Genomic DNA, 12148 nt, shown 5'->3' with positions numbered 1-12148 from the left:
CGCCCTCAGCGAAGGGGCCGGAGCGCATCGTACGCGCTCAGAGGACGAGGTCGCGCTCGCGCGTCGCGGGCGCGTCCGTCGTGACCATGACTGTGGGCGCGGCGGGGATCGCCGCGTCGGCCATGCGCATCTCCTGGAAGTAGTGGGCCAGCGCGGCCTTCACGGTCTCGCTGATGTTCTGACCCTTGATGACCTTGACCGTGTGGAGCTTGATGTGGTAGTCCAAGGGGATCTTGACCTTGATCTCCTTGTCGTCGTTCAGCATTTCCTGCTTCTTGCGCGCCTGCCATTCGTCGATCATCATGGTTTGTGCCTCTCCCGATTTGACCCGCGGGCCGACTTGCCCGCAAGGTGAAGATGCACCGTGGGTGAGATGTCCCTTCGGGGAACGGGACTCCGGCCCGTCGCCCAATCGGGAAAACCGCGAGGCTTATCCCCCTCCCCTGGCGACCGCGGCCGCGCCCGCGCGGGACGCTTGCGGGACACGTTGACCCGGAAAGGCCGCTCCCGGGCGCCTCCCGGCGGCGCCGTCAGCGCTCCCACGGCTTGAGGCGCGTGACGTGCCGCGTGACGAGCGCCGCCGTGTCCTCGCGCACGACCTTCGGCCCGGCCTCCACCTTCGCGCGCGGCGCAAGCGGCGTGAGGTGCTTGCCGAGGTCCACCTCGCGCATCTTCGCCCTGAGGAGGTCGGCGGCGTCGCGATACTCGCGGCGACGCAGCACCTTCAGGCGCCCGTCCTGCTCGTACACCGCGCTCAGGGCGTCGGGGTGGTCGCCCCACGTCTCGCGGAAGCGCGACGCGTGGACGCCCGCGGTCAGCGGCGGGCCCACGTGCTCGACCGATTCGGGCAGGCGACCCTGCGGCACCTCGACGAGGACGCGGGCGTCGAGGCCGAGGTCGGTCGTCGCGCGGCGGACTTGGAAATCGTGCCGCGCGAGCAGGGCGGAGAGCGCGTTCGCGGCCTTGCGGAGCTGGTCGTGGAGGTGGTCCTCCAGCACGTCGGGCGGGCGCTCGAAGGTCACGAGCACGAGCGTCGCGCGCCGTCGGCGCACCTCGAGCGCGAGGGCGTCGGGCGTGAGGGGCACGAGGCGTTTCGGGAAGAAGTGCGTCAGGCCCGGACGGTCGAGGTACGCGCGGCAAGCCTCGGCGAAGAGCTCGAGCGTCTCGTCGCTCACGGCGCTCGCGGCGTTGCGCTTGAGGTCCACGGGGTCGAGGAACACGAGCGGGTCAGGGAAGCGCGGATTTCCCTCGAGCGTCTCGAGCGTGAGGAACGTGCCGGGCCGCCACGACGAGGCCGCCTTCGCGACGCCCTGGAACGTGTGGTACTTGAGGACGAGCAGCTCGCAGAGGTAGCCCGAGAACCCGCGCACGCGGGCCTCGGCGCCGTAGACGCCCACCGCGCGGCAGAACTGCTTGAGGAGGCGCACCTGGTCGCGCTGCTCGCGCTCCATGCGCTCGAGCACGAAGCGCGTGTGGAACGGCGTGCGGTCCACTGCGGAAAGACGCTTCGAAGGGTCGTCCACGGCGAAGCACGGGACGACGTCCGCGTGGCGGCCGCGCCACGTTCCGTGGACGTAGGGGTGCTCGGCGTACTTCTCGATCCCGTCCGGAAGCGCGCGATGACCGAGCGCGAGGCCGCTCTTCTCGAGCGTCTCCCGTGGGGTCGAGGGCGGGAAGAGCACGAAGACGTCGAAGTCCACCTTGTCCTTGAGATACGTGTCCTTCGCGACGCTCCCGACGAGCATCGGTCGCGCGTCGAGGCCGAGGTCGCGCGCGACGGAGGTCACGTGCTCCACGATCGCCTCGCCGTCGGCGGCGATCGCGTGGGCCTCCTCCGGATCGGGCCTCAGGCGCTGGAGGGCCACGCGCTCGAGCGAGAGGACCCGTCCCGTGAGCCCCGCGACGACGACCGCGAGCACGAGGCCGCCCGCGACGTCGGTCGCCCAGTGGATCGCGAGGTACATCGTCCCCGCGACGACGCTCGCCGCGTAGAGCCACGCGAACACGCGGAACGGCCGGTTTCGCGAATAGCGCGTCGCGTTCGCGATGAGGACCGCCATCGCGACGTGCAGGCTTGGGAAGGTGTTGTCGGGCGTCGTCGCCTGGTAGTAGATGGACGAGAATTCGGGGAAGAGGTCGAAAAGCGGCGTGGGGATGCCGTAGAACTGGTAGACGTTGGTTGCCGGCCAGAAGAGATAGAACGGGAGCGCGAGGCCGTAGGCGAGCGGGTACGAGAGCAGGACGGCCTTCGCGGCGCGCTCCTCGTCGCTCACGACGAAGAGGATCGCGCCGAACGCGATCATGAACGGATGGAGCACGATGTAGACGAAGCTGAAGAAGAGGTTGCCGAGAGGGGACCAGTACTGGGAGAGCGAGAGGACGAATCCGTTCTCGAACCGCTCGATCGCGGGCGCGAGGTCCGTCAGCCCGAGCGCGGAGCGGAAAGGCTCGTCGAGCGCGACGAGGGTGAGGTGGAGCGCGAGGACGAAGAGCGCGACGAGGAGGTATCGGCCGTACTTCGAGAGGAGCCGGCGCGCGTCGCGCGGCGTCGTCGGGTAGCCGCGCGCCGGCAGGAATAGGACGAGGCCGCCCGCAAGCAGCACGAGGTTCACGAGGACGAGCGCCGTCCCGACGTCGAGCGCCACGTCACGCCTCCAGCGCGGCCGCGCCGAGCGGCGTGTAGGTTGGACCTTCGCGGGCGAGCTCGGAACGCATGAGGACGATGCGCTCGACGGGGACTTCGTCGCCTTGCCAGTCGCGGTGGCGCGCGACGAACGCGGGCACCTTCGCGGCGCCCTTCGGCGTCTTCGCGCGGGCGAGCGTCACGTGCGCCGCGAAAGGCTTGTCCGGGGCGCCGAGGCGACGCGAGAGCCCGTCGGCGACGCGCGCGAGCGGGTCTGCCCCTTCGAGGCCCGCCCAGAGGACGCGGGCCCGGGCCGGGCTCGGGAACGCGCCCACGCCGCGAAGCCGCATCGTGAAGGGCGCGACGCCGGCGCACGCCTCGCGCAGCGCCTCGAGGATCGCCAAGACCTCGCTCGCGTCGACGTCCCCGAGGAACCGGAGCGTCACGTGGAGGTTCTCGGGCGCGACGGCCTTGAGGTCGCGGTCGAGGGCCGCCGCTTCGTCCCTCAGGCGGGCGAGGGCGGGGCGCGGCCCCACCTCCACCGCCACGAAGCTCCGGAGGCTCACGCGCGCGGAAGGCGGGCGCCCGAGAAAGACATTTCCTTGCGCGGCGGGCGAGGGATTGATGGGCGCGGCGCGCCCATCGCCCCCGCGTGCACGTCGCGACCGACGAACCCGTCCTCCTCGCGCCCACGCTCCTCGGCGGGCAGTCCTTCCGCTTCCGCGCGATCGGCGATGCGTTCGCGGGCGTCGTCGAGGGCGACCTCTGGACGCTCGCGACCGCGCCCGGCGGCCTCGCGTGGACGAGCGCGCGACGCCGCGGCCGGGCGCGTCTCGCGCGCTACCTGGGCCTCGACGGATCGTACCCGGCCGCGCTCGAGCGGCTCTCGCAAGACCCCGTCCTTGCGCCGGTGGTCGCGCGGCACGCGGGCCTCCGCGTGCTGCGGCAGGAGCCGTGGGAGACGCTCGTGGCCTTCGTCACGAGCGCGAACAACCACGTGCCGCGCATCGAAGGGATCCTCGCGCGCCTCGCCGAGGCCGCGGGCGAGCCACGCGACGACGGCGAGGTCCCCTACCACGCGTTCCCGGACGCCGATGCGGTCGCGCGGCTCGGGGAGCGCCGGCTCGTCTCGCTCGGTTTCGGGTACCGCGCGCCCTACGTGCGCGCGACGGCCCGCGCCGTCGCCCGCGGCGACTGCGACCTCGAGGCGCTTCGGGAGGCGTCCTGCGGGGAGGCGCGCGAAGCCCTTCTCGCGCTTCCGGGCGTGGGTCCCAAGGTCGCGGACTGCGTCGCGCTCTTCGGGCTCGGGCATGGCGAGGCGTTCCCGGTCGACCGGTGGATCGCGCGCGCCGTCGCGGACCGCTTCTTCGAGGCCGGCGAGGCGCCGCGGGACCTCAAGGCCTTCGCCCTTGCGCGGTGGGGCTCGGACGCGGGCCTCGCGCAGCAGTTCCTCTTCCACGCGGCGCGCGTCGAGGGCGCCCACGGGCGTCGCGCCCCGGGAGCCTCCCGCCTCGCCTCATCCGCGGCGCCCTAGCGGAACGAGCGGGCGCTCGACCGGATCGAGGATCGCGAGGAGGCCCGTGGCCGTGAGCGCGGCGGTCGCGACCACGCCGAGCGCACCGCCGACCACGGCCCGGTCCTCGCCGCCCGAGAGCGCGAAGGCGAAGAACCACGCGCCCGCGAGCGTCGCGGCGACGAGGACGGCGGCCCCGAGCGCGCGGCGGCGCGGCCTCGCGTCGGCCCCGCGCGCGAGGATCCCGGCCACGAGCGCGAGGTCGGCGAGGAGCGCGAAGAGCACCCACGTCGTCCACGGCCACGGCTGTTCCGCGAGCGCGAGACCGAGGCTCAGCGCGAGGACGGCGCCGAGAACGATGGCCGCAAGGCGGCTCCACCGCTCGAGACGCGCGGGGGCGACGGAGGCGGCGGCGCGGGGCACGGGCGGTCGAGACCCGGCCGGGACCGTGAAGGTTCCCTTCAAGGCCTTTCGAGTGCTTGACGCATCGTGGAGATTCCGGACGTCGTCGTGTACCTCCTCGTCGCCGCGGTCGTCGCGGGATGGCTTCTCGCGTGGATCCTCGTCGCGCGGACGCGCGCCGCGGTCGCGCGCGCCGATCGCCTCGAGACCGATCGTCGGTCGCAAGCGACGCGCTACGGGAACCTGAGCGAGCAGTTCGCGCCGTGGATGGCGGGCTGGCCCTTCGATCCGCAGAACTTCCGCTTCATCGGCAAGCCCATCGATGGGGTGCAGTTCGAGGACGACGCGGTGTACTTCGTGGAGATCAAGGCCGCGTCGTCGCGTCTGTCGACCGATCAGCTCGCGATCCGGAAGGCGGTCCTCGAGGGCCGCGTGGGCTGGATCGCCTTCCACGTCGCCGAGGCGAAGCCCGTCGAGGTCCTCGAGCCTTGGAAAAGGGTATTTGACCGGCGTGGGCGTTGACGCGCGCATGCCCGCTGAAAACCGCCTCAAGGTCCTGGGGATCGCCCTCCCCGAAGCGCCCAAGCCCGTCGCCGCCTACGTGCCGTCGGTCCTGAGCGGTCCGCACCTCTACGTGGCGGGACAGATCCCCTTCCAGCACGGCAAGCTCCTTCGCACGGGGAAGCTCGGCGCGGAGGTCACGATCGAGCAGGGCCAGGAGTGCGCCCGCCAGTGCGTCCTGAACGCGCTCGCTGTGGCGCGCGAGGCGATCGGTTCGCTCGACCGCGTGACGCGGGTGGTCCGCGTCGGCGTGTTCGTCGCGTCGGTGGACACGTTCACGGACCAGCCGAAGGTCGCGAACGGCGCGAGCGACCTGCTCCTCGAGGTCTTCGGCGAGCAGGGTCGACACGCCCGCGCCGCGGTCGGCGTCAACGTGCTCCCCCTGGACGCGCCCGTCGAGGTGGAGCTTCTCCTCGAGGTCGCGCCCCGCTGATCAGGCCACCGGCGTCCTCGTGGGGGAAGCCGAGGCCTCCGTGCCGCCGTGGAGCACCGCGAGCGCGAGGTTCGCGCCGTCCGGGACCTTCTTCGCGATGTACTCGTCGGTCTTCGCGGCCTCCTCGCGCGTCGTCGGCTCGCGGTAGTTCATGGTGAGCCAGACGTCCGCGAAGCGGTCGACGACGTCCGAGTTGAAGCTCTCGCGGTGCATGATGAGCACCTTCGCGGTGAGCTTCTCGTCGGTGAGCCAGTAATACGATTCGCGGCCGCGGTTCTCGCGGCCCACGACGCCCACCTCCACCATCTTGCTCAGGTGGAACGAGAGCGTGGAGGGCGAGATCTCGACGTATTGCAGGATCTCCTTGTGCGTGAGGCGAGGCTGGAAGAGCAGGAGGATCGAGACGCGGCGCGGGACGTCGTGCCGGAGCACGCTGATGATGTCCTTCTCCTTGCGGCCGATGAGGTGCTTCACGAAATAGCGGTTGAACTTGCCGTCCTTCTTCACGACGATGAGCTCGTTGCGCTCCATGTAGTTCAGGTGGTAGAGGACCTGGCCGAAGGGAAGGCCCACGGCGCGGTGGACCTTCCGGAGGTGGGCGCCCGGCGTTGTCTTGATGTAATCGTAGATGGCGCGCCGGGTGTCGAGCTGCAGCGCTTCTTCCTTGTTCTTCACTCTGCGTTTTCCCCCGTGCGACGCGGACCCAGCCGCGTGGACCGACGGCCCCCATGCGCACGCTAAGGGTTTCTCCGACGGTCGCCGGAAGAACCTCGGCGGTCGGGCGGGCATCGCGGCATCCGCGTCGTCGCCGCGACGGCTCCGGGCCGCCCGGGTCGCCTCCGGAGCGGCCTGCGGCCACGCGGCGTCGGAAAGGCCGCGGCGAAAAGCGAGGCGGAAGGGGCGACCTCGCAGGCCGCCGAGCGCGGCGACGGGCGGTCGCGCGGCCTCGCGGGAGCCGCGGCGGACCGCGCGCGCCGACCTCTGTAAGCTTTTTAACGGACCCCGGGCTACAAGGCCTCCGTGGGTGTCGACGAGCAGATCCTTTCCATCGAGGAGGAGCTGAAGAAGACCCTCTACAACAAGGCGACGTCGCACCACATCGGGAAGCTCAAGGCGAAGCTCGCGAAGCTCAAGGAGGAGAAGGAGAAGCGGGCCTCGGGCGGGGGCGGCGGCGGGCCCGCCTACGCCGTGAAGAAGAGCGGCAACGCCTCGGTCGCGCTCGTCGGCTTCCCGAGCGTCGGCAAGTCGACGCTCCTCAACAAGCTCACGGGGACGGAGAGCGAGGTCGCGGCGTACGAGTTCACGACCCTCACGTGCATTCCCGGGATGCTCACCTACAAGCACGCCGAGATCCAGATCCTCGATCTTCCGGGGCTCATCCGGGGCGCCTCCGGCGGCAAGGGGCGCGGGCGGGAGGTCATCGCGGTCGCGCGATCCTCGGATCTCATCCTCCTCGTCGCCGACGCGTTCAACCCCGAGCAGATCTTCGTCATCGTGGACGAGCTCTACCAGGCCGGCATCCGCCTCAACCGCGCGCCGGCCGACATCAAGCTCTACGTGTCGCGCCAGCGCGGCGGCATCAACGTGAACTTCACCGTCCCCCAATCGAAGGGGCTCGACGAAGAGGTCGTCAAGGACATGGTGAAGGAGTACGGCATCGTGAACGCGGACGTCGTGATCCGCCAGGACGCGACGCAGGACGACCTCGTCGACGTCCTCGCCGGAAACCGCGTCTACATCCCCGCCCTCGTCGCGCTCAACAAGGTCGACACGCAGGACCCGGACTACGTCAAGCAGTCCATCCGCATGTTCAACGAGCGCCAGTGGCCCGTGGTGCCGATCGCGGCCGCGAAGGAGTTCAACCTCGAGGCCTTGAAGGACAAGATCTACGAGGAGCTGAAGTTCATCCGCGTCTTCATGAAGCCGCAGGGCGGCGAGGCCGACATGGAGGAGCCGCTCGTCATCAAGAGCGGGTCCACGGTCGGAGACGTGTGCGACAAGCTCCACCGCGAGTTCCGCGGCAAGTTCCGCTACGCGCTCGTCTCGGGCCCGAGCGCGAAGTTCGAGAACCAATCCGTCGGCATCGACCACGCGCTCGCGGACAAGGACGTCCTCACGCTCATCCTGCGCCGCTGAGCCTCAGAAATCGAAGAGGTTCCGCTGCCGCTTCGCGTCGTCCTTCGCGTCGGCCTTCTTCGGCGTCTCCTTCGAAGCGGCGTCGGGCTTCTCCTTCGAGGCGGCCTTCGCGGGGGTCTTCGCGGTCTTCGCGGGGACCTCCTCCTCGTCGTCCTCGTCGGTGGCGACGGGCGCGATCGCCTCGTCCTCCTCGTCCCCCGCATCCTCCGCTTCGTCGGATTCGTAGCCCGCGAAGGCGCGGGCCGTTTCCCGCGGTTTCGCCTCGAGCCGCTTCGAGGCGGCCTCGTGGATGGCCTTCACGCGCGCCGTCGTTTCCCGGGCTTCGAGCAGGAACGCGATCTCGTCCTTCTCGAGCTCGAACTCGGCCGCGACCCATCCGGCGAATTCGTCGTCCTTCTCCATGAGGGCGCGCAGGAACGGGAACATGCTCTCGCGCGCCTGCCGGGGCGACGTGTGCACGCCCATCGCGACCTTCCCCGCGACGCGCTTGCGCAGCTCGCGCATGCCTTTCGAGGCAGACTGCTTGCGAAGCCAGCCGGGGAACTGGAAGCGCGCCGAGGCGGGTTTCGCGACCTTGGCGACGGCGACGCCGGCGGTCATGAGCTCGCCCGCGTAGGACCAGAGGCCATAGTGCTGCCGGCGCGACACGCGGCCGAGGAAGATGTCCGCGCGCGCGAGGATCGCGAACGCGTCGAGCCGGTCCGCCGGGTCGAGGTAGAGAACGGGGATGTTTTCGTCGATCCAGAGCGAAACGGACTCGGGCGTCTCGTCGAGCGTCCAAAGCGTCTTGCGCGCCTCGTCGAGGTTGCGGCCGAGGAACACCTTGCCGAGGAGGCCCCAGACGTCGCCCGTCGTGTCCCGGCGGCCGAGGGCCTCGACGTCCGCGACGAGGAGCCTGGTGCGCCCCATCGCGAGCGCCTGGAGATCGTTCACCGCGCTCCGCATGTCGCCGCCCGAGCGCTCGGCGATGAGCTTCAGCGCCTCGGGCTCGACCGCGACGTTCTCGGCATCGGCGATCCGCTTGAGCGCGGCCGGGATCGAGGGCCGGTACACGCGGGTGAACTTGATCGTGCGCGCGAGCGTCTTGAGCGCGCCCGCCTTCCGCGTGAGTTCGTAGAGATCGTTCGCGATGAGGACGATCGGCTGCTTCGTGACGCGCAGCGTGTCGAGGATGGCCTTCATGCCGCCGCGGTCCTCGCGGCCGAACAGGTTGTCGGCCTCGTCGAGGAGCACGAGCTGGCGTCCCTGCTTCGCGTCGCCCGTCGAAAGGATGCTTGCGTTCACCGCGCCGGAGGTCGCGATGCGTCGGATGACCTCCTCGTTGCGCTGGTCGGAGGCATTGAGCTCCACGACGCTCCATCCGCGCTCGGCGGCAAGCGCGTGGGCGGCCGTCGTCTTCCCGACGCCGGGCTCGCCGGCGAGGATGACGCCCCGCTCGGCGGGCGGCGTGCCGGAGGCCCACGCGTCCGCCCACGCGTTGAGCTCCTCGAGGGCCGACTTGTTGCCGACGATGTCGGCGAGGCGGCGGGGCCGGTGCTTCTCGGCCCAGTCGAGCGCGGCGGTCGCGGCGGCCACGCGGCGCGAACCGCCTCGCCGCCCATAGCCCTTTGGGGCCCCTCAGGCCGCGGCGGCGTCGAGGCGTTTCACCGCGCGCCTCACGAGGACCCAGGCGCCCGCGGCGAGCGCGATCGCGAGCGCGAGCGAGGCGAGGGTCGAGGCCACGGCGAGGGCGTTGAATACGCCGTGGGCGAGGACCGCGGCGGCATACCACGGCACGATGAGGATCGCCGGGGCCTTCTCGTAGCGCCACGCCCAGATCGCGCGGCCGACGAGGCTCGTCGCGGAGGCGTGGAGGAGCGCGGTCGCGACGGAACGGAGCGCGACGGTCGCGACGAAGGCGCCTAAGGAGCCCGTCGCGAGGACCGCGCCCTCGACGAGCACGTTCTCCACGGCCGAGAATCCGAGGCCCGCGGCGGCGCCGTAGATGTAGCCGTTCTCGGGCTCGGGATCGGCGTCGCGGAAGAGGAGGAGGCCGAGCGGTTTCGTGGCCTCCTCGACGAGGGGCGCGGCGACGACGGTCACGAAGAGGAGGCTCTCGGCCGCGGGCATGGGGCGCGCGAACCACAAGGCGCCTTGGAGGAGGACAAGCGCGGCGCCGACGCCGAGGAGGCCCCCCGACACGAACGCGCGGGCGACCCTGCTCCACGGCTCGCGCCGACGGCCCTCGACCTGGCGGATGGTGATCGTCCAGAGGATCGCGGGCAGGAAGGCCGCGAGGAGAAGCCCTGCGAGGTAGACGGGCTCGAGCGTCATCGGGTCCCGGCCGGCGGGGCACGGGCCGTCCAGAGGCCGACGGCGCCGAAGCCGATGAGCGTCACCGCGATGGTGTACGAGCCGATGTCGGTCCACGAGCCGTGGACGAGCCCGACCCACAGGTAGAAGGCGACGCCCAGCAGGATGAGGAGGCCGCTCAGGACGGACCAGGCTTGGTGGCTCATGGGGATCAGGGCCACGAGAGCGGCACGGGCCATATATGGGTTTCGAGCCGGGCGCAGGCTCTTGAGGCGGCCGTCGTTTCGGGCCCGCGTGACGTGGACGCCGATCCTCGCCCTCGTCGTCTTCGGCGGGACGCTCGCGGCCCTCACGTTCCCGTCCCTCCCGCGCCTCGGTCGCCGGGCGGCCGAGCGCGCCTTCGGTCCGGCCCGCGTCGCGCGCGTGACCTTCCTCTTCGCGCGCCCCGGCCTCGCGGTCGCGGGCGCCGGGCTCATGCTCCTGGCGGGCGCCGTCGCGCCCGGGGCCGCCGTCGCGGCCGTCGACCGACCCACGCTCGCGCTCCTCTTCGGCATGATGGCGCTCGTGGCGGGCCTCGAGGTCGCGGGTTTCTTCGGCTGGACCGCCGCCGCGATCGTGCGCCGCGTGCGCACCGCGCGCGGCTTCCTCCTCGCGACCATGGCGCTTGCGGCGGGCCTCTCCGCGCTCGCGCTCAACGACGCGGTCGTCCTCCTCCTCACCCCGGTCCTCGTGCGCGCCTGCCGCGCGATGGACCTCCCGTGCTTCCCGTTCCTCGCGGCCGAGGCCGTCGCCGCGAACATCGGCAGCCTCGCGACGCCCGTCGGCAATCCGCAGAACGCCGCGATCGCCCTCGCAAGCGGGATGTCCTTCGCGCGCTTCGTCGCCGTCCTTGCGCCCGCCGCGCTCGTCGCCCTCGTCCTCGCCGCGCTCGTCGCGCTCGTCTGGTTCCGCCGCGTCCTCGCGCGGCCCGTCCGGCGGGTCGAGCCCGCCTTCGAGCCGCTCGATCGACCGCTCCTCGCGCTCGCGCTCGGCGTCCTCGCGCTCGTCCTCGCGGGCTTCGTCGTCGCGCCCGCGGGGTTCACGCTCGGCGACGTCGCGCTCGCGGGCGGCCTCCTGCTCCTCGTCGCCGCGTGGGCCGGGGCCCGCGTCCCGCCCGCGCGTCTCCTCGCGCGCGTCGACTGGGGCATCCTCGCCCTCTTCATCGGGCTCTTCGTCCTCATGGCGGGCTTCCGCGACGCGGGCCTCCTTGCGGGCTTCGAGGGCGCGCTCGCCGCGATGCGGCCCGACACCGTCCCCGGCCTCGCCGTCGTGACGGCCGTCCTCTCGAACCTCGTCTCGAACGTCCCCGCCGTGCTCCTCCTCGCCCCCACCGCCGCGGCGCAGGGGGGCGACCTCCCGTGGCTCGTCCTCGCGACGGCCTCAACGCTCGCCGGCAACGCGACGCTCGTCGGCGCCGCCGCGAACCTCATCGTGGCGGAAGCCGCGCGCGGCCGCGGCGAGGACGTGGACGCGCTGCGCTTCCTCGCGTTCGGCCTTCCCGTGACGCTCGTCACCCTTGCGGCCGCGCTCGCGGTCGTCCTCGCGCTCGCGTGACCGGAGCGAAAACCCCAAGACGCCGGGGCGGCCTCGACGGAGCGTGCGCGACGCTCCCCGGTTCCTGATTCTTCTCGTCCCCGTCCTCCTCCTCGCGGGCTGCGCTTCGCCGCCCGCGGCGGATTGCACCGACGTGATGGTGCGCGCGAACGTCGAGGACGCGTGGGACTTCGACCGCGCCGCCGCCGAGCGCGCCTTCAACGCGACGGACCTCGCCGCGAACTGGACGGGCTTCTCGTACCTCGTGACCTTCGGGCCCTCGTGGAACGCGACCGCGCGCGACCACGAAGCCATCGTCGGACCCATCGCGGACGGCGACGCGACCGCGATCCAGGTCAACCGCGTGCGCGGCCTCCTCCCGCAGTACACGCCCGAGGTCGAGACCCAGACCGAAGCCGCCGCCGCCACCCTCGCCGCCCTCCGCGGCGCGCTCGTGGCGCAGGGCATCCCCCTCGACACCGAGCGGCCCGTCTCCACGAACTACAAGCAGGAATGCGACTGAGCGCGCCGAGCCTCGGGTCTCGGGCCCGGGTTTCGGGTGCCGGGTGTCGGGACCGGGAGCCGGGGTCCGGGCCCGGGTTTCGGGTGCCGGGAC

14 protein-coding genes are annotated in these 12148 nt (G+C 71.7%); 6 read left to right on the top strand and 8 right to left on the bottom strand.

Annotated features, from left to right (window positions below; all coding sequences use genetic code 11):
* Positions 1 to 37 precede the first annotated feature (37 nt).
* From VM889_12735 to thpR, 3 genes are all read right to left on the bottom strand, one after another.
* A complete protein-coding gene (locus VM889_12735) occupies positions 38 to 304 on the bottom strand; it encodes a hypothetical protein (GenBank protein ID HVL49419.1) in 267 nt (88 codons plus the stop codon).
* A gap of 226 nt (positions 305 to 530) precedes the next feature.
* Positions 531 to 2645, bottom strand: coding sequence for a CCA tRNA nucleotidyltransferase (gene cca / locus VM889_12730; protein HVL49418.1), 2115 nt, complete (start codon positions 2643 to 2645; stop codon positions 531 to 533).
* Position 2646: 1 nt separating this feature from the next.
* Entirely contained in the window at positions 2647 to 3189 is a 543-nt protein-coding gene (thpR, locus tag VM889_12725; protein ID HVL49417.1) for an RNA 2',3'-cyclic phosphodiesterase, read from the bottom strand.
* 86 nt (positions 3190 to 3275) lie between these two features.
* On the opposite strand from thpR, the gene VM889_12720 reads away from it, so the two are divergent.
* Entirely contained in the window at positions 3276 to 4157 is an 882-nt protein-coding gene (locus tag VM889_12720) for a DNA glycosylase (protein HVL49416.1), read from the top strand.
* On the opposite strand, the gene VM889_12715 is transcribed toward VM889_12720, so the two are convergent.
* Positions 4140 to 4559, bottom strand: coding sequence for a hypothetical protein (locus tag VM889_12715; protein HVL49415.1), 420 nt, complete (start codon positions 4557 to 4559; stop codon positions 4140 to 4142). The genes VM889_12720 and VM889_12715 overlap by 18 nt on opposite strands.
* A gap of 66 nt (positions 4560 to 4625) precedes the next feature.
* Here VM889_12715 and VM889_12710 point away from each other — a divergent pair, with 66 nt between their 5' ends.
* Entirely contained in the window at positions 4626 to 5060 is a 435-nt protein-coding gene (locus tag VM889_12710; GenBank protein HVL49414.1) for a Holliday junction resolvase-like protein, read from the top strand.
* Positions 5061 to 5067: 7 nt separating this feature from the next.
* Complete coding sequence (locus tag VM889_12705) at positions 5068 to 5532, top strand: RidA family protein (GenBank protein HVL49413.1); 465 nt, start codon at positions 5068 to 5070, stop codon at positions 5530 to 5532.
* Here VM889_12705 and VM889_12700 read toward each other — a convergent pair whose 3' ends face one another.
* A complete protein-coding gene (locus tag VM889_12700) occupies positions 5533 to 6207 on the bottom strand; it encodes an ArsR family transcriptional regulator (GenBank protein ID HVL49412.1) in 675 nt (224 codons plus the stop codon).
* A 345-nt stretch (positions 6208 to 6552) separates the two neighbouring features.
* Between VM889_12700 and VM889_12695 the strand changes: the two genes are divergently transcribed.
* Positions 6553 to 7668, top strand: a complete 1116-nt coding sequence (locus VM889_12695) for a GTP-binding protein (protein HVL49411.1) — start codon at positions 6553 to 6555, stop codon at positions 7666 to 7668.
* 3 nt (positions 7669 to 7671) lie between these two features.
* On the opposite strand, the gene VM889_12690 is transcribed toward VM889_12695, so the two are convergent.
* Genes VM889_12690 through VM889_12680 form a run of 3 tightly spaced genes read right to left on the bottom strand, consistent with a single transcriptional unit; the run spans position 7672 to position 10181 of the window.
* A complete protein-coding gene (locus VM889_12690; GenBank protein HVL49410.1) occupies positions 7672 to 9243 on the bottom strand; it encodes a replication factor C large subunit in 1572 nt (523 codons plus the stop codon).
* Between the two features lie 42 nt (positions 9244 to 9285).
* Positions 9286 to 9981: a PrsW family glutamic-type intramembrane protease gene (locus tag VM889_12685; GenBank protein ID HVL49409.1), complete on the bottom strand. Its 696-nt coding sequence runs from the start codon at positions 9979 to 9981 to the stop codon at positions 9286 to 9288.
* Positions 9978 to 10181, bottom strand: a complete 204-nt coding sequence (locus VM889_12680) for a hypothetical protein (GenBank protein HVL49408.1) — start codon at positions 10179 to 10181, stop codon at positions 9978 to 9980. The genes VM889_12685 and VM889_12680 overlap by 4 nt, the downstream gene beginning before the upstream one ends.
* A 73-nt stretch (positions 10182 to 10254) precedes the next feature.
* Between VM889_12680 and VM889_12675 the strand changes: the two genes are divergently transcribed.
* Both VM889_12675 and VM889_12670 read left to right on the top strand, forming a co-directional pair.
* Positions 10255 to 11553 carry an SLC13 family permease gene (locus VM889_12675; GenBank protein HVL49407.1) on the top strand — a complete coding sequence of 433 codons (1299 nt, stop codon included), beginning with the start codon at positions 10255 to 10257 and terminating at the stop codon, positions 11551 to 11553.
* A gap of 43 nt (positions 11554 to 11596) precedes the next feature.
* Complete coding sequence (locus VM889_12670; protein ID HVL49406.1) at positions 11597 to 12055, top strand: hypothetical protein; 459 nt, start codon at positions 11597 to 11599, stop codon at positions 12053 to 12055.
* Positions 12056 to 12148: the final 93 nt, after the last annotated feature.

It is taken from the genome of Candidatus Thermoplasmatota archaeon (genome assembly GCA_035540375.1).
Lineage (GTDB): Archaea > Thermoplasmatota > SW-10-69-26 > JACQPN01 > JAJPHT01 > DATLGO01.
The sequence above is the reverse complement of the archived record's forward strand: the minus strand, read 5'-3'. Positions and strand labels throughout refer to the sequence as shown.

What these genes read in the sequence shown, in the direction of transcription:
- VM889_12735 (HVL49419.1), bottom strand. Translation starts at nt 304, where the DNA reads ATGATGATCGACGAATGGCAGGCGCGCAAGAAGCAGGAAATGCTGAAC.
- VM889_12705 (HVL49413.1), top strand. Translation starts at nt 5,068, where the DNA reads ATGCCCGCTGAAAACCGCCTCAAGGTCCTGGGGATCGCCCTCCCCGAA.
- VM889_12685 (HVL49409.1), bottom strand. Translation starts at nt 9,981, where the DNA reads ATGACGCTCGAGCCCGTCTACCTCGCAGGGCTTCTCCTCGCGGCCTTC.